We start from the raw sequence: 26,009 nt of genomic DNA on the forward strand, positions 1-26,009 counted from the left end.
ATGCAAGTTCTCAGACCAAAACTGCTGCCACTGCAGCAACTGTTCGACCAGGCCAGTCACTGCGCCCGTCCGCTGGTGCTGCTGCTGTTCCGGCTGTGGGTGGCAAATGTATTTTTCAAATCCGGCCTCACCAAGCTGGCTGACTGGGACACCACCCTGCTCTTGTTTACCGAGGAATACCACGTACCCTTGCTGCCGCCCGCCCTGGCCGCGGTAATGGGCACCTTTGGCGAAACCGTGTTTTCCAGCCTGCTGGCCGTCGGGCTGTTTGGCCGCTTTGCCGCCGCCGGGCTGTTCGTGGTCAACCTGATGGCGGTGATCAGCTACCCCGGCCTCACCGACGTCACCCGCCAGTTCCATTACTACTGGGCCATGCTGCTGCTGGCACTCTTCGCCTTCGGCCCCGGCACCCTGGCGCTGGATGCCGCCTGGCAACGCTGGCGCCAGCGTCGCAGAGGGCATTGAAGCCACAGCGCCGGATGGGGACACATCCCCATTCCGGCTGCGAGCCTGCAAGTGGCATAATGGCGGCTTGCTCAACAGATTCCATGCCCGCCCATGTCCACTACCCTCGTCATTCAATCCCCCCGTCTCGACAGCCGCGAACTGCAGGAGCTGGCCAACCTTGCCGGCGCCAGCAGCATCCAGCAGCCCAGCCCGGACGTGGCCAGGCTGGCAGATGCCGACCCGGCCAGCCGCGATGCCATCAGCGCCTGCTGCCAGACCCTGGGCTATGACTTTGCCTTTGTCGACAGCAGCCTGAAACTGGCCGACTTCGGCCTGTTGGTGTCCGATATGGACTCGACGCTGATCACCATCGAATGCATTGATGAAATTGCCGACATGCAAGGCATCAAGCCGCAAGTAGCCGCCATTACCGAACGCTCGATGCGTGGCGAGCTGGATTTTTCGGCCTCGCTGCGCGAACGGGTTGCCTTGCTGGCCGGCCTGCCGGAAAGCGCGCTGGAAAAGGTATATCAAGAACGCCTGCAACTGAGCCCTGGCGCGGAACAACTGCTGGCCCGCTGCAAGGAAAACGGCATCCGCTTCATGCTGGTTTCCGGTGGTTTCACCTTCTTTACCGAGCGGCTGAAACAACAACTGGGGCTGGACTATGCTTACGCCAACCAACTGGAAGTGGTGGACGGCAAGCTGACCGGCCGCGTGGTGGGCGATATCGTGGATGCCGCCGCCAAGCAGCGCCTGCTGATCGAAAAGCGCACAGAACTTGGCTTGCGTCCGCAACAGGTGATTGCCATGGGTGACGGTGCCAACGACCTGCTGATGCTGGGTGAAGCCGGCGTGGGTGTGGCCTACCGCGCCAAACCGGTGGTGCAGGCCAAGGCCGATGTTGCCATCAATATCGTAGGACTGGATGGCGTGGCCAGGCTGTTTGCCTGATGCAGTGCTACGCCGGGAGAATGCCATGAATGCCTTGCCGGCACTGGATAGTGCCAGTTTCGATGCCCGGCTGCCGCTCAGCGTGCAACTGCTGAGCAACGAGGAATGCAGCCCGGCGCAGCAGCGCGAAACCCGGCTGGCACTGCGCGTGCTGGCCGCCCCCAGCGAAACGCCGGAAGAACCAGACCCGATGCTGGTCCGCCTGGAAGCCAAGCTGGACCTGGCGCTGGAAATCGCCCTGCTGGGCCACCATCCGGAACGTCCGCCGCTCACCCCCTGCCGACTGGGACTGGACAGCATTGCCTGGCTGTCCGATCACCCCTGGCGGGTGGGCGATACGGTGCAGATTGCCCTGTCGCCCAACCCTGATTCGGCGCTGATGCTGTTTCTGGCGGCCCGCATCGAAGCCCAGAGCCCAACCCCTGACGAATCCTATGCCATCACCGCCAGGCTGCAACTGCCGGCGGACGAGCAAACCAGTCCGCTATGGGAGCGCTGGGTATTCCGCCGCCATCGGCGCGCCATTCTGGAGCGCTGATCCGGCCCCCCGCTTTTACCGGGAAATCCGCAGGCGACTGGGATAGACTGAAATCTCCGGCATCACGCCAAGCACTCAGGTCTGCCACCATGGCCAGCTTCCCAGCCTTTCAGTCGCTGATCGACACCGTACAGGGCGGATTGCTGTTGGTGCAGCCGGAGGACGGCCACATTCTGGGTGCCAACCAGTTGGCTGCCATTGTACTGGCCCCCCCCATGCCGAGCTGATCGGCCAGGCCCTGGCACGTTTTCTGCCGGACGGCGATACACGGATTCCCACCCTGCTGGCAGGCCACGACATGGTGTACAACCATAGCGTAGCGCTGAAAACCGGCGGTGGGCGGCTGATTGCGGTGCAGCTCTCGCTGCGGGAAGTGCTGATCGATGGCAGCATCATCCAGGTAATCAGTTTCAGCGATCGCAGCGAACAGCAACTGCTGCGGCAACTGCTGGACTTTGAGCAGCAATTGCTGGCCCGTTCGCTGGAGCTGATCAGACATCTGCAGCCGCAGCAGGCAGCCGCTACGGCAGACGACCTGCTCATCGGCATCATCAGCATGCCGCAGCTTCTTGCTGCCGCCCATGGCGAAACCGGCCGCATCCGCCGCTACGGCGGTGCCTTATCCGGCATTGCCTTGCAACTGCTCGGCTTGCCTGCTGCCGGCGCTGGCGTGGAGCAGGCAGAGCTGCGACGCCAGTTGCTGAGACTGGCCGGCAGCCTGTGCATCCAGGCCAGCCGCGACAGCGATCTGGTAGCACGGCAGGAAGAAGATGTTTTCCTGCTGCTACTGCCAGGCACTTCACTATCCGGAGCCGGGCAACTGGCCAGCCGGCTGCTGCGGGCATTAAGCCAGTCGGCCATCCTGAGCGGAGCGCAGGCACGACCGGCAGGGGCCTGCATGGGCATCAGTGCGCTGCGCGCCGACGAACAATCACCCAATGCCATGCTGGGACGGCTGCAGGGCGCGCTGGATCAGGCACGCATGGCGGGCGGAAACTGCATACACCGCCAGCCCTGAGCCTGTCTGCTGGCGGCCAGTGGCCAGCCCATCAGGCAGGCTGGCGCATGGACAGTCCGTCCAGCAGCTTCTGGTGAATGCCGCCAAAACCGCCATTACTCATCACCAGGAGATGATCGCCGCTGCGCGCCTCGGCCAGAATCGCGGCAATCAAGGCATCCAGTTGATCAAAGGTCTCCGCCTTGTCGCCCATCGGCTGCAAGGCCTCGGCCGGGCTCCAGTTAAGGCCGGCGGCCGAGCAGAACACCCGGTCGGCCAGTGCCAGCGAAGCAGGCAGCGCGTCCTTCATGGTGCCCAGCTTCATGGTGTTGGAGCGCGGCTCCAGCACTGCCAGAATGCGCGCATCCCCCACATGACGGCGCAAGCCTTCCAGCGTGGTGGCAATGGCGGTGGGGTGATGGGCAAAGTCGTCATACACGGTAACGCCCGCCACCTTGCCGCGCACTTCCATGCGCCGCTTGACGTTGTCAAAGCGCCCCAGCGCAGCAATGGCATCGCGCACGGCCACTCCGGCGTGGCGGGCGGCGGCAATGGCGGCCACCGCATTCAGGCGGTTGTGCTCGCCCATCAGTTCCCACTCCACCCGGCCTTGCAGCTGGCCATGCAGCAATACATCGAAGTGGCCATTGGCATCCGGCTCGCCCGCTTGCCAGCCATCAGCCACGCCGAATGCTTCCACCGGCGTCCAGCAGCCACGCTCCAGCACCCGGCTCAGGCTGGCCTCGCGGCCATTATTGACAATCAGGCCTTGTGCCGGGATGGTGCGTACCAGGTGATGGAATTGCGTCTCGATAGCCGCCAGATCAGCGAAGATGTCGGCATGATCGTATTCCAGATTATTCAGAATGGCAGTGCGTGGCCGGTAGTGGACAAACTTGGAACGCTTGTCGAAGAAAGCGGTGTCGTATTCATCCGCCTCGATCACAAAGAAGGGGCTGGTGCTGGCCGGGTCTTGTGCCGGACGACCGGGCAGGCGGGCCGAAACGCCAAAGTTCTGCGGAATGCCGCCAATCAGGAAGCCCGGAGCCAGGCCGGCGTCTTCCAGAATCCACGCCAGCATGGAGCTGGTGGTGGTCTTGCCGTGGGTACCGGCTACCGCCAGCACCCATTTGTCGTGCAGCACGTTTTCCGCCAGCCACTGCGGGCCGGAAATATACGGCAGGCCGCGATTGAGGATTTCCTCCATCAGCGGCTTGCCGCGCGTCACCACATTGCCCACCACATACATGTCGGCACCCAGCTCCAGTTGCTCGGCCCCGAATCCCTGGGTGAGGGTGATGCCCATGGCCTCCAACTGGGTACTCATCGGAGGATAAACATTGGCATCGCAGCCGGTAACGGTATGGCCTGCCTGTTTGGCGATGGCAGCAATGCCGCCCATGAAGGTGCCGCAAATGCCCAGGATATGAATGTGCATGTGAGTGAATGCTGTGTTAACCGCGAGGGGGCTATTATAACGCCGCATTGGCCTTATATTTCACTCTCGTTCGCGCGCATGGGCTCAGCAGCCGTGCGCCATCATTTCCGTCCGGCAGCACCACAGCATGCTGGCAGACCTTCCGGAGAACAGGCATGCGCCACGATATCGTCATTCAACAGCCCGCCACCCCGCAGCAACTGATGCTGCTGTTTCACGGCGTGGGTGCCAGCCCCGCACACATGCAGCCAGTTGGCAATATGCTGGCCCGCAGCTTTCCGCAGGCACTGATTGTCAGCGTGGCGGGAGCGGATGAGAGTGATCTGGGACAGGGTTTTCAATGGTTTTCGGTACAGGGCGTGACCGAGGCAAACCGCCCGCAACGCATTGCCGACGCGCTGCCCGCCTTTGTGGCGGCGGTGGAATACTGGCAGCAACAAAGCGGTCTGGGCCATGCCGCCACTGCCTTATTGGGCTTTAGCCAGGGGGCCATCATGGCGCTGGAAGCGGCGGTGGCCTACCCGGCGCTGGCCAGCCGGGTGCTGGCCTTCAGCGGGCGCTTTGCCAGCCTGCCGGCGCGCGCCCTGCCGCACACCACCATCCATCTGTTCCATGGCAAGGCCGATCCGGTGATTCCGTATCTACATAGCGTGCAGGCGGCGGAACACCTGCTTGCCCTGGGTGGTGATGTGACAGCCGAAATCGAGCCTTTCGTCGGCCACCAGTTGCATGAAGACCTGCTGGAAAAAGCGCTGGAATACCTGCAATCCCATATTCCCAAACATGTATGGGATGAGGCGATGAGCGCCAGTCCGCAACAACTGGCCGTCAAAGCCAGGTAAGCAGAACAATCCGGCAGGATGACAGCCGCGGCGCGCCCCGGAAACGGCGGCGCGCCGTTTTACATCAGAAGAACACCCAGGTCAGCAGGGCAAACAGCGGCAGCAGTACGCAGATGGACCACAGCATGTAGGCAAAGAAGCTGGGCATGGCCACGCCGCGTTGCTCGGCAATGGCCTTGACCATGAAGTTGGGCGCATTGCCGATATAGGTATTGGCGCCCATGAACACCGCGCCCATGGAAATGGCCAGCAAGGTTTGCGCCAGCGGCCCCATCAGCGTGACGGCATTACCGTCTGCCAGATTGAAGAACACCAGATAGGTGGGCGCATTGTCCAGAAAGCTGGACAGCAGACCGGTCATCCAGAAATACATGGCATTCAGCGGCTGACCATCCGCCCCGGATACCGCATGCACCAGTGCCGCCAACTGCCCGGCAGTACCGGCGCGCAAGATGGCAATGGCCGGTGCGATGGTGATGAAAATGCCGGCAAACAACTTGCCCACCTCCAGGATCGGGTCCCAGTTAAACTCATTGCCGGCCCGCACTTGCTTGGGCGTCAGCCACAAAGAGGCCAGCGCCAGCAATAGCAGCAGCCCGTCACGCACCAGGTTTTGCAGCTCGGCATGCACCCCGGCCACTTCCAGATGAATGCCCGGCTGCCAGAAGCCGGACAACAGCACCGCCCCCACCACGCCGGCCAGCAACAGGAAGTTGCCCTTGCCATACAGCCGTAACGGCTGATCGTGATGGGGCTTGAACTCTTCGTCCTCGCGCCGGTAAAAATAGCTGTCCAACAGGAAGAACACCAGCAAGAGCGTCAGGGACAGCAGCAATACCGGCAGCAGCATGTGCTGGAAGGTCCAGCCAAAGGTTACGCCCTTGAGAAAGCCCAGAAACAGCGGCGGGTCGCCCAGCGGGGTAAGCCCGCCGCCGATATTGGCCACCAGGAAAATAAAGAACACCACCACATGCACCTGGTGTTTGCGGTTGTCATTGGCCTTCAGCAAGGGACGAATCAGCAGCATGGCCGCCCCGGTGGTGCCCATGATGGAAGCCAGTGCCGTGCCGATGGCCAGGATGGCGGTATTGACCTTGGGCGAACCATGCAGGCTGCCCGCCACCAGAATGCCGCCCGACACCGTATACAGCGCCAGCAGCAGCATGATGAAGGGAATGTACTCGGCCAGCAGCGCATGCACGATCAGGCTCAACACGCTGGCCAGCCCGAAGCTGGCGGTAAAGGGCAGCAGAAACAGTAGCGTCCAGCAGGCGGTGATCTTGCCAAAATGGTGGTGCCAGAAGCCGGGGGCAAAAATGGGAAACAGGGCAATGGACAACAGAATGCCGGCAAAAGGCAGCCCCCAGGCCAGGCTGAGGGTGGTGCCATCCAGATCGGCCGCCTGTGCCATGGCCGGCAGCAGGGCAAGCAAAATCAGACTGGCGAGGTGGCGCAAGGTGATCATCTAGGCTCCGGTTTAAGCTGCCCGCCGCTAAGGCAGGAGCATGCACATGAAAAAGGCTGGAAGACACCGCTCCAGCCTCTTGAGTCCCCCTGTCGTCACGACAGGCATTTGTCTTGCGGGCTTAATCACTACCCTTCTGGATAAACTCGATCTTATAACCATCCGGATCTTCCACGAAAGCAATGACGGTGGTGCCGTGTTTCATCGGACCAGCCTCACGCACCACCTTGCCCCCCTTGGCACGCACCGCGTCACAGGCCTGGTAGGCATCATCCACGCCGATGGCGATATGGCCGAAGGCGTTGCCCAGTTCATAGCTGTCGGTATCCCAGTTGTGGGTCAGCTCCAGCACGGTGTGGTCGGCTTCGTCACCGTAGCCGACAAAGGCCAGGGTGAAGCGGCCTTCCGGGTAATCCTGGCGGCGCAGCAGGCGCATGCCCAGCACGTCTTGATAAAAAGCCAGCGAACGTTCCAGATTGCCGACGCGCAGCATGGTGTGCAGAAATTGCATAGTGGACTCCTGTAATGATGAGGGCGACGCCTTGCCCCCGGCTAACCGAAACGGAACAGACTGCTGCCCTGTTGCTTCAGCCAGTGGCGCGCATTTTTCCAGTCGGGAAACAGGCGGGCGGTTTCCATCCAGAACGCCGCCGAATGGTTCATGTGCTGCAGATGAGCCAGCTCGTGGGCCAGCACGTAATCGATGATCACTAGCGGGGCCTGCACCAGCCGCCAGTTAAGCCGGATATCGCCCCGCGCAGTACAACTGCCCCAGCGCGTGCGTGCCGCAGACAGCGACAGCTTGCCGGGAGGACGTGGACACTGTGGCTGCAGCAAGGCCATGCGCTGGGCAAACAACAACTGTGCCTGACGCTTGAGCCAGGCAGACACCACGGCCTGCAGGCCGGCTTCATCGCCGGGCTGGATGCCGGCAACTTGCAATACCTCGCCGTCCAGCCGGGCAGTCCGACGCACTCCACCCAGCAGTTGAATGGATAGCGGGCGTCCCAGATAGGTTAAACCAGTCTGATCGGCCAGTTGCTGCTTTTGTTCCCGCTGCATTACCACATGGCGGGCAATCCAGTCGCGCCGCGCCTGCAGCACCTCATGCAGGCGCGCCTGGGTAACACGTGGATGGGCAATCAGCTCCACCCGGCCATCGGCAATGCGGATGCCTATGCTTTTGCGCATCCGGCGTACCAGATGCACCTCCACCGCGCCCTCAGGCAGCGGCAGGACGGTCCAGGCGGCGGCGCTTGTCATCGGGATGGGCAAACGGGCCGACGCCGCCGATTTCCTGCTGGCGCGCTTCAATCCACTGCTGCGCCTGCTGGGTCATGGCTTCGGGGCCGACACCGTCTTGCGGGTAGATGGCCGGGCCGATCACCACGGTGATTTCACCCGGATACTTCAAAAAGGCATTGCGCGGCCAGAATTCGCCGGCATTGTGCGCCACCGGCACCAAGGGCATGTCCAACTGGCGCGACATGCGCGCCGCACCATGCTTGTACTTGCCAGCCACGCCCGGCTTGGTGCGGGTGCCTTCCGGAAACACGGTAATCCAGAAGCCGTGCTTCTTGCGTTCCAGCCCCTGCTTGAGCATGCGGTCGTTGGCGCGGGCACGGTCGGAACGGTTGATGGCAATCGGGTTCATCAAGGCCAGGCCCCAGCCGAAGAAGGGCAGCCACAGCAGCTCGCGCTTGGCCACGTAAATCTGCGAAGGAAAGATTTTCTGCAAGGCCAGGGTTTCCCAGCCGGACTGGTGCTTGGAACAGATGATGGAGGGCACCGACGGGATGTTCTCGGCACCGATCACCCGGTATTTCAGGCCAACCACATGCACCAGCAGCCACAGCATGATCTTGGCCCAGCTTTCACCAAATACATGGCGGGTACGCCGTGGCAGCGGCGCGGCAATGAACAGGCCCAGAAAGCACAGCGGCGTGACAATCAGCAGCAACAGCCAGTAAATCAGGTTACGAATCCAGATCATGGGTTAATTCAGCCTCACAACAAAGCACTTCAGGAATTGATCAGGTGCTCGGCCGCGTCAAACAGATCGTCGAACACCAGCGTGCCTTCGGGCAAGCCGCCCTTTGCCAGGGTTTGCATGCCTTTACCGGTGCGCACCAGGATGGGCTGGCCACCCACGGCGGCAACGGATTCCAGATCGCGCAGGCTGTCGCCAATCAGCGGCAGGCCCTGCAGCTTGACATTGAAACGCTCGGCCAGCTCCAGCACCATGCCCGGCAGCGGCTTGCGGCATTCACAGCCGTGATCCGGCCCGTGCGGGCAATAGGCTACGGCATCGATACGGCCACCCGCCTGCCCCACCAGACGGTGCATCTTCTCATGCATGGCGTTGAGCGCATGCACATCGAACAGGCCACGGGCAAGGCCAGACTGATTGGTGGCCACCACCACGCGCCAGCCCGCCTGGGTCAGATTGGCTATCGCTTCCAGACTGTGCGGCAGCGGTACCCATTCCATGGTGTTCTTGACGAAGTCATCGCGGTCTTCATTGATGACACCGTCGCGATCCAGGATAACGAGTTTCATGTTGAGAAAGCACTTCCACAGAAGGGAGTGGGGAGTGGCGAGTAGAGAGTTATGGAGCCTGGCTTGTTGCCCACTCCCTATTCCCGACCCTCCACTCCCCTCCCGGGTTAATCCGCCAGCAGCGAGATGTCCGCCACGCGGTTGAACAGGGCTGCCAGACTGGCCAGCAAGGCAATACGGTTGGCACGTACGGCCAGATCGTCCGCCATCACCATCACGCCATCAAAGAAGGCATCCACCGGTGCCTTCAGGCTGGAGAGCTGGGCCAGCGCACCGGCAAAGTCGTGGGCGGCAAACTTGGCGTCCACCTGCGGTGCCAGTTCGCTCACCGCGGCAAACAGCGCCTGCTCGGCGGCTTCGCTCAGCAAGGCCGGGTTTACCGAACCCACTTCGCCTTCCACCTTCTTCAGGATGTTCTTCACCCGCTTGTTGGCGGCGGCCAGGGTAGCGGCTTCCGGCAGTGCCTTGAAGGCAGCCACGGCGGCCAGTACGGCCGGTACTTCGTTCAGGGTGGACGGAGCGAGCGCCAGCACGGCTTCCACTTCGTCGGCCTGATAGTCAGCCGCCAGGTAGTTCTTCAGGCGGTCCATCATGAAGGCGAACACTTCGTCAGCCGTGGTGGCGGACAGCTTGCCAGCCGGGAAGGCGGCAGCCACCAGCGCCAGCAGGGCCTTGAGGTCCAGCTTGGCGGCCAGTGCCATGCGCAGCACGCCCAGGGCGGCGCGACGCAGCGCGTACGGGTCCTTGTCGCCGGTCGGAATCAGGCCGATGCCCCAGATGCCGACAATGGCTTCCAGCTTGTCGGCCAAAGCCACGGCAGTGGCGATATCGCCCTGCGGCAGGCTGTCACCGGCAAAACGCGGGTGGTAGTGGCCTTCGATGGCGGCGGCAACCACCTCGCTTTCGCCGTCGTGCTGGGCGTAGTACATGCCCATCACACCTTGCAGCTCGGGGAATTCACCCACCATGTCGGTCACCAGGTCGGCCTTGGCCAGCAAGGCGGCACGCTCGGCCACGGACTGGTCCGCGCCCAGCAGGGCGGCAATCTGGCCGGCAATGGCTTGCAGGCGTTCCACGCGCTCCAGTTGGCTGCCGATCTTGTTGTGGTAAACCACTTCGGCCAGCTTGGCCAGACGGGTTTCCAGACGGGCTTTCTGGTCCTGCTCGAAGAAGAACTTGGCATCGGACAGACGGGCGCGCAGTACGCGCTCATTACCCTGGATGATGTGGCTGGGATCGGCGGTTTCCAGATTGGACACCAGCAGGAAGCGGTTCATCAGCTTGCCCTTGGCATCCAGCAGCGGGAAGTACTTCTGGTTCTGCTGCATGGTCAGGATCAGGCATTCCTGCGGCACCTTGAGGAATTCGGCTTCAAAGCCGGCTTCCAGTACCACCGGCCATTCCACCAGCGCGGTCACTTCGTCCAGCAAAGCGTCGTCGGCGGCAATGGTGGCACCATGCACGGCAGCGGCGTCGGCCAGGCGTTTCCTGATCAGCTCGCGGCGGGCGTCAAAGCTGGCCAGTACCTTGCCCTGCTCGAACAGCACGCGGGCGTAGTCGTCGGCTTTTTCCACAAACACATCGCCCGAGGACAGGAAGCGGTGGCCACGAGTGGCGTTGCGGCTGGACAGGCCCAGCAGGCTGCCCTCAATCACGGTTTCGCCCCACAGCATGATCAGGCCATGCACCGGACGCACAAACTGGTAGTCGTAGTCGGCCCAGCGCATCAGCTTGGGAATCGGCAGCTTTTTCAGCGCCAGGGCAACGATGTCGGTCAGTACTGCGGACAGTGCTTCACCGGTCTTGGTGCTTTCATAGGCAAACACGTCCTGCTTGCCATCGCTCATGGTGGTGAGCGCGGAAACATCCACGCCGCAGGAGCGGGCAAAACCAGCCAGTGCCGGGGTGGGCTGGCCATCCTTCATGCCGGCGGCCACAGCCGGGCCCTTGCGCACGATTTTCTGGTCCGGCTGCACGGCCAGCACGGCCGGGACTTGCACGGCTAGGCGGCGCGGCGAGGCAAACACGGTGGCGGCGGCATCGGCAGCCACAAACTGCAGTTTTTTCAGTTCTTCGGTAATGGTCTGGCCAAAGCTGTGCGACAGCTTTTCCAGCGCCTTGGGCGGCAGCTCTTCGGTGAGCAACTCGATAAGCAGGGTGGCGTTCATGATTTATTCAGGTTTCTTGTGCGGAGCGGATTTGGCGAGATAGCACACGACTTGCAGCATGGTGTCGGCAACCGAGCCTTGTTCCACCGACTGCCATTTCCAGGCAAAACGTTGTACCGGGAACATGGTGGAGTAAAGCTGGCGGCCACGCTTGTCGGCATATTCGAAGCCGACAAAGGTATATTGCTGCTTGCTGCAGCTGGCATAACCGCTGGTACGCCGGATGAAATACTTGATGTCGGTAGCCTTGTCGTACTGACGTTCGCTAAAGCGCTCCTGATTCACAAAATGGACCAGCCCGTCCTTTTCCACCCAGATGGAATTACGGTCCATGGCCAGTTCCAGCGCGGAACCTTGCTGGTAAACGCCCCAGTCAGGTTCTGCCGCCATGGCGGGCAGGGACAGCAGGGCCAGAAGCAGACTGATCCGTGTTTTCATGGCCGGTCAGGCCTTGGGGCACATGGGGAAACCCAGTGCCTCGCGCGCGGCGTAGTAAGCCTGGGCCACACCACGCGACAGGGTGCGTACCCGGCCGATATAGGTGGCACGTTCGGTTACCGAGATGGCACCACGCGCATCCAGCAGGTTGAAGCAGTGACCGGCCTTGAGCACCATTTCGTAAGCCGGCAGCGCCAGCGGGATGTCCAGCAGGCGCTTGGCTTCGGATTCGTAGTAGCTGAACAGTTCGAACAGCTTGGGCACATTGGCGTGTTCGAAGTTGTAAGTGGACTGCTCCACTTCGTTCTGGTGGTACACATCGCCGTAGGTCACGCGCTGACCGTTGGGATACACCGTCCACAGCAGGTCGTACACGTTTTCCACGCCTTGCAGATACATGGCCAGACGCTCGATACCGTAGGTGATTTCACCCAGCACCGGCTTGCAGTCCAGGCCGCCCACTTGCTGGAAGTAGGTGAACTGGGTGACTTCCATGCCGTTCAGCCAGACTTCCCAGCCCAGACCCCAGGCACCCAGTGTCGGGTTTTCCCAGTCATCTTCCACAAAGCGGATGTCGTGTACGGTGGGGTCGATGCCCAGCACCTTGAGCGAGCCCAGGTAGAGGTCCTGGATATTGGCCGGCGACGGCTTGAGCGCTACCTGGAACTGGTAGTAATGCTGCAGACGGTTGGGGTTTTCGCCGTAGCGGCCATCCTTGGGACGACGCGACGGTTGTACATAGGCGGCATTCCACGGCTCAGGGCCGATGGCACGCAGACAGGTGGCCGGATGCGAGGTACCGGCGCCCACCTCCATGTCGAAGGGTTGCATGATGACGCACCCTTGCTCGTTCCAATAATTCTGGAGGGTAAGGATGATTTCCTGGAAGGTAAGCATAGACGTGGGGTAGCGAGTAAAAAGTCAAAGGTCGATTCTACCGCCTAGCGCCCCCGGCGCAAAGCAAGGCAGTGGGCGAAAGCGGCAGCGCGTTGTGCATTGCGCTAATCGACAGGGCAACTGCGCTGCGCTGATGCATGCTCGGCAAGCGCACAGGCCAGTTGCCTGCCCTTGTCCAGACAGGCAGACAAGGCGGCCCCATCCAGCCAGGCCGCGCACACATGCACCCCCTGCCCGGCCAGCCCCTGCATCGCAGTACGGGCCGGGGCAATGGCTGCCGTGGCCTGCGGCAGCGCCTGTGGCCAGCGGAAAATCTGCTGCTCCAGCGGCTGGCCCTGCAGACCAAGCTTGTGGGCCAACTCCTGCTTGAGTCCGGCCAGCAAAGCCTCGTCGGCCAGCATGGCTTGTTGCCGGTATAGCTGGCCACCGACAAAACTGGTGATATGGCACAGGGAGCTGGCCACGCGCTGCGGATAGATATTGCTGCTCATCAGGTGGCCGGCGGCAAATGCCTGTTCGCCAGGCGCATGCAAGGCACCGAAGCCTGGCAGGGGCCGCCACAGCTTCGCCCGGTCCACTAGCGTACTCACCACGCTCATCGGGGCATACACCACTTGCTGCAAGGCGCGGGCAGCCGTGGCATCCACATCCAGCAACAGGCGGGCAGCCGCCGCGGCAGGCAGGGCCAACACCACCTGCTGTGCCATGCAACTTCCGTGTGGCGTATGCAGCAGCCACTGCCGCTGCCGCCGTTCCAACCGCAGTACCGGGCAGGAAAGATGGACATCCAGCGCGCTGGCCAGCCGCAGCGGCAACTGCGCCAACCCGCCTTGCAGCGACACGGCCTGCTTGCGCTTCAGCCGGCCACGGCATAGCTGCCACAACATGCCCTTGCCGATGGAGCCGGCCTGTGACTCCAACTGCGCCAGCCATGGCAGCGCCTCCTGCATCAGCAGCGCTTCGGCATCGCCGGCAAAAACGCCTCCCATCATGGGCGCAATCAGCTTGTCCAGCCACTCATCTCCCAGGCGGCGGCGCACAAAATCAGCCACCGACTCCGTTGCTGCTGCAGGCGGGCTGCGCCGCCACGGCTCGCTAAGCAAACGCCATTTGGCGGCACGGCTCAGATAGTGGCTGCCCAGCAGGCTGAACAGTCCGGTGGGCAGCGCGTGGTATCTCCCCTGCCACAGCACATGGCGCAAGTGACTGGCCGGCGCAGGAGAAAATGGCTGCAAACCCAACTGCCGCAGCCAGTTACAAGTGGCGGCATTGACATACAGCGTGTGCGGGCCGGCCTCGGCCAGTACCCGCTCACCCTGCACGCTGCGCACCTTGCCGCCCACCCTGTCATCCGCTTCGAACACCTGCACCGCCATGCCCTGCTGGCGCAGCCACCAGGCACAGGACAGGCCGGATACCCCGGCCCCGATTACCGCGATCATTGCTGCACATCCTGCTCAATCCAGTCAGCCAGCAGTGTGCGACGCCCGGCCCCAAGCGGGCTTGCGCCGGGTCAAACCATGCGCCAACGGTGAGCGCAGACAAGAAAAAACCGGCTGACGCCGGTTTTGCTGCACATCATGCCATGCCGTCAGCGGCTGCCAAATGGCAGCCGTCGCTGCGGCAATACGCGCCACTACAGGTTTTTTTGGCTGCGGTGCTCAGTTCCAGTCCAGAATCACCTTGCCGCTCTGACCGGACAGCATGGCGGCGAAGCCCTGCTCAAAATCATCCACCTTGAAGTGATGGGTGATGATGGGACGGATATCCAGCCCGGACTGGATCAGCGCCACCATCTTGTACCAGGTTTCAAACATTTCCCGGCCATAGATGCCCTTGATTTCCAGGCCCTTGAAGATGACCTGGTTCCAGTCGATGGCGGTATTGGCCGGCGGAATGCCCAGCAGCGCCACCTTGCCGCCATGGTTCATGGTTTCCAGCATCTGGCGGAAGGCCTGCGGGTTGCCGGACATTTCCAGGCCCACATCAAAGCCTTCACACATGTGCAGCTCGCTCATCACCTGTTTCAGGTCTTCCCGCGCCACATTTACCGCACGGCTGGCCCCCATCTGGCGCGCCAGCTCCAGGCGATAGTCGTTGACGTCGGTAATCACGATATGCCGTGCGCCCACATGCTTGGCAATGGCCACCGCCATGATGCCGATGGGGCCGGCCCCGGTGATCAGCACATCCTCACCCACCAGATTGAAGGACAGCGCGGTATGCACCGCATTGCCGAAGGGGTCGAAGATGGCAGCCAGATCATCAGAGATGTCGTCCGGAATCGGGAAGGCATTGAAGGCCGGAATCACCAGGTATTCGGCAAACGCGCCTTCGCGGTTCACGCCCACGCCCACGGTGTTGCGGCACAGGTGACGACGGCCGGCACGACAGTTGCGGCAGTGGCCGCAGGTGATGTGGCCTTCGCCGGACACGCGCTGGCCGATTTCAAAGCCGCGCACTTCAGAGCCCATGGCGGCGACTACGCCCACGTATTCATGACCGACGTGCATGGGCACCGGAATGGTCTTCTGCGCCCATTCGTCCCAGTTCCAGATATGGATGTCGGTGCCGCAGATGGCGGTTTTGCTGATCTTGATCAGCAGGTCGTTATGGCCGATTTCCGGTTGCGGCACATCATTCATCCACAGGCCGGGAGCGGATTTCAGTTTGGAGAGTGCTTTCATTGCATTTGCCTGTCAGTGCTACGCCCGCCAGCCTTGTGGCCAGCGGGCAGCGTTAGGGAGGATCAATCGATCACTTTCAGCTCACGGCCCACCTTGATGAAGGCGGCCACCGCACGCTGCACCTGCTCCACCGTGTGACCGGCGGACATCTGGGTGCGAATGCGCGCCTTGCCCTTGGGTACCACCGGGAAGGAGAAGCCGATCACGTACACGCCCTCCTGCAGCAGGCGGGCGGCCATTTCACTGGCCAGGCGGGCATCGCCCAGCATCACCGGAATGATGGGATGCTGGCCCGGCACCAGGGTGAAACCGGCAGCGGACATTTCATTGCGGAACAGCTCGGCATTGCGCTTGAGCTGGGCGCGCAGGCACTGGCCTTCGGACTGGATCAGCTTGAGCACTTCCAGGCTGGCCGCGGCAATGGCCGGTGCCAGGCTGTTGGAGAACAGATAGGGGCGCGAACGCTGACGCAACAGATCGATGATGGGTTTGCGGCCGGACACATAGCCGCCGGAAGCCCCGCCCAGCGCCTTGCCCAGCGTGCCGGTGTAGATGTCCACCTTGTCGGCCACGCCGCACAGTTCCGGCGTACCGGCACCGTTGTCACCGATGAAGCCAACGGCATGGGAATCGTCCACCATCACGATGGCACCATGGCGGCCAGCCACTTCGCACAGGGTTTTCAGGTCGGCAATGATGCCGTCCATGGAGAACACGCCATCGGTGACAATCAGCTTGAAGCGCGCACCGGCCGCCTCGGCGGCAAGCAGTTGGGCTTCCAGATCGGCCATGTCGTTGTTCTTGTAACGGAAGCGCTTGGCCTTGCACAGGCGCACGCCATCGATGATGGAGGCGTGGTTCAGCTCGTCGGAAATCACCGCGTCTTCTTCGCCCAGCAGGGTTTCGAACACGCCGCCGTTGGCGTCGAAACAGCTGGAATACAGAATGGTGTCGTCGGTGCCGAGGAAGCCGGAAATGGCTTGCTCCAGGTCTTTGTGAATCTGCTGCGTGCCGCAGATGAAGCGCACCGAGGCGCAGCCATAGCCATAGTCATCCAACCCGCGCTTGGCGGCATCGATCAGGCGGGCATCATCGGCCAGCCCCAGATAGTTGTTGGCACAGAAGTTAAGTACATGCGCACCACCGGACAGGGCGATATCGGCACGCTGCGGGGTGGCAATCACCCGTTCCGGCTTTTCAAAACCATCAGCACGGATTTGGGCCAGCGTGGCTTCCAGGTGGGCAAGATAGGTATGGTTCATGGCAGAGATGTCCTTGTAGGCCAATCGTGAGGCGCCGGGACTGCAGTCGCAGCGGGATCACCGCGCGCCGAAAACTGTCATCCATTCTAGCCCAGCGTATCCGGCTTTATCAGTGACAGTTGTCAAGGAAATCACGGGCCGGCTGTCACCATGGCAGTATTCGGTTGCGGGGGACTGTCACCATCAGCTTAGACAAGGTGGCGGCACGATCATCGCTGCGGCAGGCAAACCGCTGCCCTGCCCGCCCACGCACAGCACAAGCGACGGCGGCTGCCCGGCCCTGCAGGCAGCCCCAGCGCGCGGTTTTACAGATCCAGCACGATGCGGCGGCCTTTGGCGCGTGACACGCAAATCAGCAGGCTGTTTTGCGCCTGCTTTTCTTCTTCACTGAAGTATTGGTCGCGGTGCTCGGCCTCGCCCTCGACAATGCCTACTTCACAGGTGCCACACACGCCTTCGCGGCACAGGCAATCCACCGCCACCGCACCATCGGTCTCAATGGCTTGCAGAATGGTTTGTTCTGCCGCCACCCGGATTTCCCGCCCGGAACGGGCCAGCACCACGGTAAATGCCTCCCCGCTTTGCGTACTGGCCGAAAACTGCTCCCAATGCAGATGCGCTGGCGGTATGCCCTGCCCTGCTCCAGCCTGCTGCACCGCCTCAATCAGCGACTGCGGCCCGCAGACATAGACATGGTCCGGCTCGGCCATGTGCTGCAGCAAGCCGGCAACATTGCACAACTGGCCGCGGGCGGCGTCATAAAAATGGCAGTGCGCGCCGTAACGCGCCGCCAGCTCGTCGACAAAGGCCGCCTGCTCGCGACTGCGAAAGGCATAGTGCAGCTCAAACGCTGCGCCGCTGGACTGCAGTTCCTCCATTTGCGCCATGAAGGGCGTGACGCCGATACCGCCGGCAAGCAGAATGTGGCGCCCCGGCGTGGCATGCAGCGGGAATAAATTGTTGGGCGGGGATATCTGCAAGATGTCCCCCTCCGCCACATGCGCGTGCATGAAAGCCGAGCCACCACGGGAGGCTTCCTCGCGCCGCACGGCAATCTGGTACTGCTCCAACTGAAAAGGCGAGCTAAGCAGCGAATAAGCGTTGTGGAGCAGGCCGTTGGCAGCCGGGATTTGCACAATAATGTGGCTGCCACCGCCAAAGGCCGGTAGCGGGCCGCCATCTGCGGCCTGCAAGGTAAAGCGTTTGATCAGCGGACTGGCTTGTTCGATCCGCACTACGCGGACATTCATATTCGGGGACTGTAGGCTCATGTCGATTCATGCTCGGAGTTGACTGAGCCGAGCAGGCGCATGCCCACCCTGCAGGCCGGACAGCATTGGCCTCAGACATACGCTGGCTGTCGGCACAGCATTGGATTTTGCAATCTCATCAGATACATCACGGCAGCGGCGGCCACCGCCAGGCAGCGCCGCCGCAGGTGGCATCAGTCCTGATGCTGCCGTGCCACCAAGTGATGGAAGTGGGCAATGCCATGCTCACTGATGCCGCTGCGCTGGCGGTCGGTCATGATGCGGCCCTGGCTGCGATAACCGCGCGATTTCAGCCCGCGCTGCACGCTTTCCACCAGCCGCAGGTCCTCTGGCCGGAACACGGTGCGATACCACTCCACCAGTGCCTGTTGCTCAGCCGTCAGCTCCTTATTGCGGAAGTAGATGTCGTAGTGCTGCAAGGTGGTTTCGGCATCCATCGGGAACTCATAAATCACCGTCATGAAGTCGGCTCCGGGCGGGACATTGAACATGGTGCAAGGCCAGGCCCAGTAGCCGCTAAAGCTGGGGTTGCTGACCGAGGGGTCGATCTTGAAAGACTTCTCGGAGGAGCGGGCCAGCCCAAACTGCAGCGTCCAGTTGCCATGCAGGGTGTGCGTGTATTTGTCCACCTGCACCGAGTCGGCAAAACCCGGATGGGCCGGCGCACAGTGGTAGCACTCCAGGTAGTTGTCGACGATGATTTTCCAGTTGGCCGGCGTGGCGGTAACAAAGCGCGCCGCCAGTTGCAGCTCGTCGATCACCGGACAGGCCTTGCGCAAGCTGTCGGCCAGACCGGGTAATTGCTGCTCCACCGGCTCGGCCGCCAGATTCATGTTGATGAACACAAAGCCGGCATACTCCTCCACCTTGAGCGCCGACAAGCTAGCCTTGTCCGGATCAAAATCGACCACGTTTTCACAATTGCGGGCATGGCCCAGTTGACCGTCCAGCTTGAAAGTCCAGGCGTGATAGGGACAGGTAATCACGTTTTTGGCCCTGCCACTGCCTTGCAGCAACTGGTGTCCCCGGTGCGGACAGACATTGTAAAAACTGCGCAATACCCCATCCCGACCACGCACCACGATGATGTTTTCACCTGCCACCTCACGGGTGATGTAGTCGTTGGATTCGGCCAGTTCACTGCCATGTGCCACACAAAGCCAGCTATGGGCGAAAATCTTCTCCTTCTCAAACTGATAGACCTTATCCGAGCTGTAATAGGCGGCCGGCAGGGTCCAGGCGCGCTCGGGATCGGCACAGAAATCCGGGCTCAATCGGGTGTAGTCATGCATGAAGCTTCTCCTCTGCTGGGGGTGGTCACCGGGCTGCACATGTCTGCCCTTTGCTGGTCCGGTCATGCCCGAAAAATAAGCATGGCAAGGCCGGGGAAAGGTGGCGCAGCCCTATATGACATGCCGCTGCGCCACCGATGTCATGTCTGGCCAGCCTGCATGCGCGTAATGGCTGCGGCCAGTGCGTTGTACATACGCGCCGTCTGCATGCCTTGTGGCCAGAAGCGCAGGCAGCCATGCAGCAAGCCGTGGCCGAGATGGCATTCGGCCGCCACGCCGCTGGCTTGCAGGCGTTGTACATAGCGCAGGCCATCGTCTCGCAGCGGGTCGTACTCCGCCACGGCGACAAAGGCCGGTGGCACACCTTGCAGCCGGGGCGCAGCCAGTGGTGCCAGGCGCGGATCGGCATGCATGGCCGGATCCGGCGCGTATTGCGCCAGGTAATACGCCATGTCCGCACGGCTCAGCAGCGGCGCAGCGGCATGTTCACTTGCCGCCGGCTCTGTCGGCACCGCCGCCAATGCGGGATAGATCAGGGCCTGCCCACACAGCGGCGGCCCTTGCCGGTCACGTGCCGCCAGGCAGAGTGCTGCAGCCAGATTGCCACCGGCGCTATCCCCGGCCACCACCACGCGCGCGGGGTCGATGCCTAGCGCCAAGCCATCCACTCTCAGCATGTCCCACACGGCCAGGCAGTCGTCGAAGGCGGCCGGAAAGACATGCTCGGGTGCCAGCCGGTAATCCACCACCAGCACGGCGGCAGCACACTCCCGCGCCAGCGAGGCGGCGATAAAGGCATGTGAATCCAGGCCGCCCAGCATCCAGCCGCCACCGTGCAAATACAGCACTCCGGGCCAAGCGGCGGCGGGCATTGTCCGGGCCGGGCGATACAGACGCAGCGGGATATCTCTGCCGGCCGCCGGCAGAACATGCTCCTCGCACAGCAGCCCATCCGGCAATGCCGGGGTGAAATAGCGGCACAGGGCATCGTAGGCCGCACGCATCTCCGCCAGGCTGTCATCGGTGGGCTCAAACAGGGCGCACTGCCTGACAAAAGACTGCATTTCCGCAGAAAGCTGATAAGCACTCGCCATCACCGCCTCCATCAGCTGGACTGCTTGCCAACCACAACCGGAGGTGGCTGTTCGCCTATCTGGTGCGCCGGGACATCGCCATAATCCTCACGCAGCCACTTGAGCAGGCCATACACCTTGACCAGGGTGATGATGGCAAAGGGAATGGCCGTCACAATCACCGTGGTCTTCATGGTATTGAGTGGTGCTTTGGCAAAAATCATTGCCAGTGGCACCAGCGTCAGCATCACGCACCAGAACAAGCGATCGACCGGGGACGGGTCTTCGCCTTCCGCCAGATTGCGGGTACAGGTGGCGGAGACGGCGTAACCTACCGCATCCATGTGTGCGGCCAGAAAGATCGCCATCACGGCCAGGAAAAACGCAATCACCACCCGACCAGCCGGCAACAGGGCCAGCAACTGGGCAATGGCCGATTCCCCTCCCTGAGCCTGCAATACCTGTGGCACGGCCACCAGGCCAGTGATGAAACTGTGTACGCTGTAGCTTTCCAGCACCCCATAAACAAACCAGATACCGGAACAGCCACCAAACATCATGGCCAGCAGTACCTCACGGATGGTGCGGCCACGCGATACGCGGGTGACAAACAAGGCCACGCCTGGGGCATAGGAAATCCACCACAGCCAGTAAAACACCGTCCATTCACGGGTAAACTTGCCGTCGCCCAAGGGGTCGGTAAACAAGCTCATGTCGACAAAACTGCTGAGCATCAAGCCCAGGCTGGACAACACATTGCTGGTAATGAAATGGGTAGGCCCCAGCAGATACACATAAGCGGCCAGCAGCAGCACGCCCCAGCACACCATCTGGCTCAAACGCTTCATGCCACCATCCATGCCCACCCAGGATGACAGGGTGAACAGCACGGCAACCGAGAGAATCACCACCAACTGGGTGACAAAATTGTCCGGGATGCCGGTAAGGGTGGACAGCAAACGGGTAAAGGTGGTGGCGGTCAGCACCAGGGAGATGGTCAATGCGCCGAACATGCACAGCATGAACAGCAAATCCACCAGCCGCCCCAGCACGCCGTCAGGCTGGCGGCCGGTAATCGCGGCAATAATGGCCGCCAGGCTCAAACCCTTGTTCTTGCGCACGTGATAGTAGTAGCACATGGCCACCGAGCCGACGGCATACATGGCCCAGGCACTCAGACCGGAATGAAACAGGGAATAAGCCACGCTGTATTTCAACGCCTGCGGCGACGCCGGTGGCAGGTTCAAACCGGGGGTCTGGTAGTAATAAGCCCAATCCAGAAAGCCCCAGTACAAGGCCGATGAGCCCATGCCGGACATGATGAACATGAAAATCCACGACAAGGTGGAATAATCCGGCCCGCCCTCGCCCAGGCGGATCTGCCCGTACTTGCTCATTGCCAGCCAGGCAACAAACAGCACCGAGCCAAAGGCAAACAGCAAGATCGGCGAGGCAAATACATGGGTACACCAATACATCAGTCGATCCGCCGCCGCGATCGAAGCCTGCGGCATGGCGATCATCACGACGACCATCACCATCACGATGAGCAAACTGACCAGTGCCAGCGGCACGTCACGCCGGCTGTGTGTGAGCTTGTGCATGTTGCCCCCTGCTGCCAGGCCTAGACCTGGCCGGATTCGTAAATAAGGAAATGATGCGGTCCTGCCGGCGCGATCGCCCGGCTGCGGACCGGTCCGCCAGCACGCGCTGGATTAGGCTTGCACCGCCTGCGGGGCATGCGTAAGCGCAGCCACGATGGCTTGTCCCAGCTCGGTGGTACTGGCCTTGCCACCCAGATCGGCGGTCAGCGGCCCGCTCAGCAGCACAGAGGCGATGGCCTGCATGATGGCATCGTGGGCCGCGCGGCACGGCCCCTGGCCGTGGCCAAGAAAATCCAGCATCAAGGCCGCGGACCAGATCATGCCGATGGGGTTGGCCATGTTCTGACCGGCAATATCCGGTGCCGAGCCGTGAACCGGTTCAAACAGGGAGGGGAAACGCCGCTCGGGATTAAGATTGGCCGAGGCAGCCAAACCAATGGTGCCGGTACAGGCCGGCCCCAGGTCTGACAGGATGTCGCCAAACAGATTTGACGCCACCACCACATCGAAACGCTCGGGCTGCAATACAAAACGGGCCGCCAGAATATCCACATGCTGCAGCTCCCATTGCACCTCCGGGTAGTGCTGCGCCACCGCGGCCACCCGCTCATCCCAATACGGCATGCTCACGGCGATGCCGTTGGATTTGGTGGCGGCAGTCAGCTTTTTGCGCGGTCGGCTTTGTGCCAGGGTAAAAGCGTGGTGCAGGATGCGGTCCACCCCATGGCGGGTAAATATCGATTGCTGCAGCACCAGTTCGCGCTCCGTGCCCTCGAACATGCGGCCACCGACGGCAGAGTATTCCCCCTCGGTGTTCTCCCTGACGACCAGAAAGTCGATATCGCCGGGCTGGCGATTGGCCAGCGGACAAGGCACTCCAGGCAATAGGCGCACCGGTCGCAGATTGACGTATTGGTCGAACACGCGGCGGAACTTCAACAGAGAACCCCACAGCGATATGTGATCCGGCACTTGCTCCGGCATGCCGACCGCGCCGAAATAAATGGCATCAAAACCCTGCAGGATGGCCGACCAGTTGTCCGGCATCATCTGGCCGTGTTGCAGGTAATAGTCACACGATGCCCAGTCAAACAGGGTCACGGACAGATCAATGTCAAAACGCCGCACCGCTGCCTTTAGCACACGCAAGCCTTCCGGCAGCACTTCCTTGCCAATGCCATCACCGGCAATGGCCGCAATCCTGTAAGCCTGCATCCCGCTCTCCTCTGTTCTTTCGCCGTAATGACCTTGTACTGCGAGGCCTAGCATGGCGGAAAACAAAGCCCTGATAATCGGTCATTCCGTGCATACAGAAGACACGAAGCATGAAGGATCTGCTGCAGCTTGAAGATTTGCGGGTGTTCTGTCTGGTCGTCCGCAAGGGCGGTTTTACCGCCGCGGCCGAAGCCATGGCTGTTTCACCGGCCTATGTCAGCAAACGGATTCGCGTGCTGGAACAGTGCCTGACTTGCCGCCTGCTGGACCGCACCACCCGGCGCATTGCCCTGACCGAACAGGGAGAACGTGTCCACGAATGGGCACAGAAGATTCTGCGGGATGTGGAATTGATGAATGTGGAGATCGGTGCCAGCAAACAGCAGCCACGCGGCATGCTGCGCATCAGCAGCAGCTTCGGCTTTGGCAGGGTGCATCTGGCACCTGCGCTGGGCGCATTGGCATGGCACTACCCGGAGCTGAGCATCCGCCTGGAAGTGGCCGACTGTCTGATCGACCTGGCACAGGAAGGCATTGATCTGGACATCCGGGTGGGCAACGAAATTGCCCCGCAACTGCTTGCCCGCAAGCTGGCCGACAACCGGCGCATCCTGTGCGCTGCGCCAGCTTATCTGGCGCGGCATGGCACGCCAACGCAACTGAGCGCACTGGGCAAGCATAATTGCCTGGTGATCAAGGAAAGGGATCACCCTTTCGGGGTGTGGCGTCTGAATGGTCCGCAGGGGGAATGCAGCATCCGGGTGCAGGGCGCATTGGCGGCAAACCATGGTGAGGTGGTACACCAGTGGGCCTTGCAGGGCCACGGCATCATGCTGCGCTCACTGTGGGATGTACACCGCGATCTTGAACGCGGTGATCTGGTGCAGATACTGCCGGACTATCACCTGCCGGCAGATGTCTGGGCTGTTTATCCGGTCAAGCTGGCAAATTCGGCCAAATTACGTGTTTGTGTCGAATTCATCCAGCACTATTTCAGCCAAGGTCCGCTGGCCTGAGCCAAGCGGCACAGGGCAGATTTACTTGGGCTTGCGCAGGCTGGCAGGGGTGTGGCCTGCCGGGCTGTCCGGCCCATCTTCGTCGTCGTCCTCGGCATAAGGCTGCGGCTTTACCCCCGGCAGATCAACCGGCGGCGGAGCCTTGGACAGGCGTGCCAGCGAGCCGATGGTGGACATCACCAGCGCCACGATGACAAACAGCCAGAACCAGGTGGAGTGCAGAATATCCATGACCTACTCCCTTCATTGTTCAGCCCCTGACCAGCCACCGGCAAGCCAGGGGCGGCCGGGCGGTCAAGCGCGACGCAACAGGCGCGCCGCATCCAGCGCAAAGTAAGTCAGAATGCCATCGGCACCGGCACGCTTGAAGGCCATCAGGCTTTCCATCATGCACTTGTCCTCGTCCAGCCAGCCGTTCTGGAAGGCGGCCTTCAGCATCGCATACTCACCGGACACCTGATAAGCATAGGTTGGCACGCGGAAGGTGTCTTTCACCCGGCGAATCACGTCCAGATAGGGCAGGCCCGGCTTGATCATCACCATGTCGGCCCCCTCTTCCAGATCCATCGCCACTTCCTGGATCGCTTCATCCAGGTTGGCCGGGTCCATCTGATAGGTGTACTTGTCGGCCTTGCCCAGATTGCCCGCCGAGCCAACCGCATCACGGAAGGGGCCATAGAAGGCGGAAGCATACTTGGCCGAGTAAGCCAGGATCTTGGTATGAATGAAACCGGCCTCTTCAAACGCATCGCGCAGCGCACCGATGCGGCCATCCATCATGTCGGACGGGCCGAACACATCCACCCCGGCTTCAGCATGGCACAGGCCCTGACGAATCAGCACTTCGGTGGTTTCATCATTCAGCACATAGCCGCTGTCGTCGGTGAGGCCGTCCTGGCCATGGACGGTATACGGGTCCAGCGCGCCATCGGTCATGATGCCCAGCTCGGGAAAACGCTGCTTGAGCGCGCGCACCACGGTGGGCACCAGGCCATCCGGGTTGTAAGCCTCCTGGGCCGCATTGTCCTTGCCGGTTTCAATCACCGGAAACAGCGACAGCATCGGGATACCCAGCGCCACCGCCTGTTCAGCGGTATACAACAGCTTGTCCAGACTTTGCCGAACCACCCCCGGCATCGAAGCCACGGCCTGTTCACGGTTCTCACCTTCCAGTACGAACACCGGGTAGATCAGATCATTGGTGGTGAGCACATTCTCACGCATCAGGCGACGGGAAAAATCATCCTTGCGCATGCGACGCATGCGGGTGGCCGGGAAATAGCGGTTGGCAAAAATCATGGTGTTTCCATCACAAGGGACAATGGCAATGAACGGAATTGTACGCCTGTTGCTGCGGACTGGCAGCGCCATTCGCCATTTTGCCGCCGGGGCAAGCATGCATCCTGCCGCCGCCGCCGCGGCAGACCGATATCAGCCGGCCAGAGCGGACCTTGCGGCACAGCCATGCATAAAAATCATGTCAATCATTCTGGAGACTCATAGCAAGCCACAATATTTGTTGTGCAAAAGCCGCATTTTTCGTAGAAAAACCGCCATATTTGCCAAAATGCAACAGAGAAAAACCACGCTGGAACAACTGTTTCATTCTTGAATCAACGATTGGAAACAAATATTCACGCCCAGACGGAACTTCATTAAATAATTTTAACAATATGATTATAAAAGATTTTTACACCAAAAAATCTTCACAACCAAACAATAAGGCAAGCGATTGAGCGCAAGAATCCCGCTGCTTTGTTAATAAATGTTCGTTGACGCCCTCTCAGCCGTTTCGCACACTCAGCCCCGTCGGTGAGATCAAGTTTTCACATGGCTTGATTCCCCC

27 protein-coding genes are annotated in these 26,009 nt (G+C 61.4%); 8 read left to right on the top strand and 19 right to left on the bottom strand.

Going from position 1 to position 26,009, the window contains the following annotated elements:
* The 5 genes from DLM_RS15075 to DLM_RS15090 all read left to right on the top strand — a co-directional run bounded on the left by DLM_RS15075 (position 1) and on the right by DLM_RS15090 (position 2,957).
* Positions 1–465: a DoxX family protein gene (locus DLM_RS15075; RefSeq protein ID WP_089085669.1), complete on the top strand. Its 465-nt coding sequence runs from the start codon at positions 1–3 to the stop codon at positions 463–465.
* A gap of 93 nt (positions 466–558) precedes the next feature.
* Complete coding sequence (gene serB, locus DLM_RS15080; RefSeq protein ID WP_089085668.1) at positions 559–1,401, top strand: phosphoserine phosphatase SerB; 843 nt, start codon at positions 559–561, stop codon at positions 1,399–1,401.
* Positions 1,402–1,426: 25 nt separating this feature from the next.
* A complete protein-coding gene (locus DLM_RS15085; RefSeq protein WP_089085667.1) occupies positions 1,427–1,939 on the top strand; it encodes a hypothetical protein in 513 nt (170 codons plus the stop codon).
* 89 nt (positions 1,940–2,028) lie between these two features.
* Positions 2,029–2,166, top strand: a complete 138-nt coding sequence (locus DLM_RS23420) for a hypothetical protein (RefSeq protein WP_167467134.1) — start codon at positions 2,029–2,031, stop codon at positions 2,164–2,166.
* Between the two features lie 71 nt (positions 2,167–2,237).
* Positions 2,238–2,957, top strand: coding sequence for a diguanylate cyclase domain-containing protein (locus DLM_RS15090; RefSeq protein ID WP_119313258.1), 720 nt, complete (start codon positions 2,238–2,240; stop codon positions 2,955–2,957).
* Positions 2,958–2,988: 31 nt separating this feature from the next.
* Here DLM_RS15090 and mpl read toward each other — a convergent pair whose 3' ends face one another.
* On the bottom strand, positions 2,989–4,374 hold the full coding sequence (mpl, locus tag DLM_RS15095; RefSeq protein ID WP_089085665.1) for a UDP-N-acetylmuramate:L-alanyl-gamma-D-glutamyl-meso-diaminopimelate ligase: 1,386 nt from the start codon (positions 4,372–4,374) through the stop codon (positions 2,989–2,991).
* 155 nt (positions 4,375–4,529) lie between these two features.
* Here mpl and ypfH point away from each other — a divergent pair, with 155 nt between their 5' ends.
* Complete coding sequence (gene ypfH / locus DLM_RS15100) at positions 4,530–5,216, top strand: esterase (protein ID WP_089085664.1); 687 nt, start codon at positions 4,530–4,532, stop codon at positions 5,214–5,216.
* A 64-nt stretch (positions 5,217–5,280) separates the two neighbouring features.
* Here the strand turns inward: ypfH and DLM_RS15105 are convergent, their stop codons facing one another.
* The 16 genes from DLM_RS15105 to DLM_RS15180 all read right to left on the bottom strand — a co-directional run bounded on the left by DLM_RS15105 (position 5,281) and on the right by DLM_RS15180 (position 23,147).
* Positions 5,281–6,681, bottom strand: a complete 1,401-nt coding sequence (locus tag DLM_RS15105; RefSeq protein WP_089085663.1) for a sodium:proton antiporter — start codon at positions 6,679–6,681, stop codon at positions 5,281–5,283.
* 121 nt (positions 6,682–6,802) lie between these two features.
* A complete protein-coding gene (gene gloA, locus DLM_RS15110) occupies positions 6,803–7,192 on the bottom strand; it encodes a lactoylglutathione lyase (RefSeq protein WP_089085662.1) in 390 nt (129 codons plus the stop codon).
* Between the two features lie 41 nt (positions 7,193–7,233).
* Positions 7,234–7,944 carry a M48 family metallopeptidase gene (locus tag DLM_RS15115; RefSeq protein ID WP_089085661.1) on the bottom strand — a complete coding sequence of 237 codons (711 nt, stop codon included), beginning with the start codon at positions 7,942–7,944 and terminating at the stop codon, positions 7,234–7,236.
* Complete coding sequence (locus tag DLM_RS15120) at positions 7,904–8,674, bottom strand: lysophospholipid acyltransferase family protein (protein WP_089085660.1); 771 nt, start codon at positions 8,672–8,674, stop codon at positions 7,904–7,906. The genes DLM_RS15115 and DLM_RS15120 overlap by 41 nt, the downstream gene beginning before the upstream one ends.
* A 29-nt stretch (positions 8,675–8,703) precedes the next feature.
* A complete protein-coding gene (gene gmhB / locus DLM_RS15125) occupies positions 8,704–9,240 on the bottom strand; it encodes a D-glycero-beta-D-manno-heptose 1,7-bisphosphate 7-phosphatase (RefSeq protein WP_089085659.1) in 537 nt (178 codons plus the stop codon).
* Positions 9,241–9,347: 107 nt separating this feature from the next.
* Positions 9,348–11,408, bottom strand: a complete 2,061-nt coding sequence (gene glyS / locus DLM_RS15130) for a glycine--tRNA ligase subunit beta (RefSeq protein ID WP_089085658.1) — start codon at positions 11,406–11,408, stop codon at positions 9,348–9,350.
* A gap of 3 nt (positions 11,409–11,411) precedes the next feature.
* The gene (locus tag DLM_RS15135; RefSeq protein ID WP_089085657.1) at positions 11,412–11,846 is read right to left on the bottom strand and encodes a surface-adhesin E family protein; all 435 of its coding nucleotides are present in this window, start codon (positions 11,844–11,846) and stop codon (positions 11,412–11,414) included.
* A gap of 6 nt (positions 11,847–11,852) precedes the next feature.
* A complete protein-coding gene (gene glyQ / locus DLM_RS15140; protein ID WP_089085656.1) occupies positions 11,853–12,743 on the bottom strand; it encodes a glycine--tRNA ligase subunit alpha in 891 nt (296 codons plus the stop codon).
* 104 nt (positions 12,744–12,847) lie between these two features.
* Positions 12,848–14,185 carry a protoporphyrinogen oxidase gene (gene hemG / locus DLM_RS15145; protein ID WP_089085655.1) on the bottom strand — a complete coding sequence of 446 codons (1,338 nt, stop codon included), beginning with the start codon at positions 14,183–14,185 and terminating at the stop codon, positions 12,848–12,850.
* Positions 14,186–14,404: 219 nt separating this feature from the next.
* The gene (gene tdh, locus DLM_RS15150; RefSeq protein ID WP_089085654.1) at positions 14,405–15,430 is read right to left on the bottom strand and encodes an L-threonine 3-dehydrogenase; all 1,026 of its coding nucleotides are present in this window, start codon (positions 15,428–15,430) and stop codon (positions 14,405–14,407) included.
* Between the two features lie 62 nt (positions 15,431–15,492).
* Positions 15,493–16,692: a glycine C-acetyltransferase gene (locus DLM_RS15155; RefSeq protein WP_089085764.1), complete on the bottom strand. Its 1,200-nt coding sequence runs from the start codon at positions 16,690–16,692 to the stop codon at positions 15,493–15,495.
* 305 nt (positions 16,693–16,997) lie between these two features.
* Positions 16,998–17,963, bottom strand: coding sequence for a PDR/VanB family oxidoreductase (locus tag DLM_RS15160; RefSeq protein WP_089085653.1), 966 nt, complete (start codon positions 17,961–17,963; stop codon positions 16,998–17,000).
* A 173-nt stretch (positions 17,964–18,136) separates the two neighbouring features.
* A complete protein-coding gene (locus tag DLM_RS15165) occupies positions 18,137–19,255 on the bottom strand; it encodes an aromatic ring-hydroxylating oxygenase subunit alpha (protein WP_089085652.1) in 1,119 nt (372 codons plus the stop codon).
* Between the two features lie 140 nt (positions 19,256–19,395).
* Complete coding sequence (locus DLM_RS15170; RefSeq protein ID WP_167467135.1) at positions 19,396–20,349, bottom strand: alpha/beta hydrolase; 954 nt, start codon at positions 20,347–20,349, stop codon at positions 19,396–19,398.
* Between the two features lie 11 nt (positions 20,350–20,360).
* Positions 20,361–21,932 carry a BCCT family transporter gene (locus DLM_RS15175; protein WP_089085650.1) on the bottom strand — a complete coding sequence of 524 codons (1,572 nt, stop codon included), beginning with the start codon at positions 21,930–21,932 and terminating at the stop codon, positions 20,361–20,363.
* A 111-nt stretch (positions 21,933–22,043) separates the two neighbouring features.
* The gene (locus tag DLM_RS15180; RefSeq protein WP_089085649.1) at positions 22,044–23,147 is read right to left on the bottom strand and encodes a tartrate dehydrogenase; all 1,104 of its coding nucleotides are present in this window, start codon (positions 23,145–23,147) and stop codon (positions 22,044–22,046) included.
* Between the two features lie 110 nt (positions 23,148–23,257).
* Between DLM_RS15180 and DLM_RS15185 the strand changes: the two genes are divergently transcribed.
* Positions 23,258–24,163 (top strand): LysR substrate-binding domain-containing protein, encoded by a 906-nt coding sequence (locus tag DLM_RS15185; protein WP_089085648.1) that lies wholly within the window; start codon positions 23,258–23,260, stop codon positions 24,161–24,163.
* 21 nt (positions 24,164–24,184) lie between these two features.
* On the opposite strand, the gene DLM_RS15190 is transcribed toward DLM_RS15185, so the two are convergent.
* Together DLM_RS15190 and hemB are read right to left on the bottom strand one after the other, a co-directional pair.
* Positions 24,185–24,394 carry a hypothetical protein gene (locus DLM_RS15190; protein ID WP_089085647.1) on the bottom strand — a complete coding sequence of 70 codons (210 nt, stop codon included), beginning with the start codon at positions 24,392–24,394 and terminating at the stop codon, positions 24,185–24,187.
* 63 nt (positions 24,395–24,457) lie between these two features.
* Positions 24,458–25,462, bottom strand: a complete 1,005-nt coding sequence (gene hemB / locus DLM_RS15195) for a porphobilinogen synthase (protein ID WP_089085646.1) — start codon at positions 25,460–25,462, stop codon at positions 24,458–24,460.
* Positions 25,463–25,490: 28 nt separating this feature from the next.
* On the opposite strand from hemB, the gene DLM_RS15200 reads away from it, so the two are divergent.
* Positions 25,491–25,775, top strand: coding sequence for a hypothetical protein (locus tag DLM_RS15200; protein WP_145985869.1), 285 nt, complete (start codon positions 25,491–25,493; stop codon positions 25,773–25,775).
* Positions 25,776–26,009 lie beyond the last annotated feature (234 nt).

Source organism: Aquitalea magnusonii (genome assembly GCF_002217795.2).
Classification (GTDB): Bacteria; Pseudomonadota; Gammaproteobacteria; order Burkholderiales; family Chromobacteriaceae; genus Aquitalea; species Aquitalea magnusonii_B.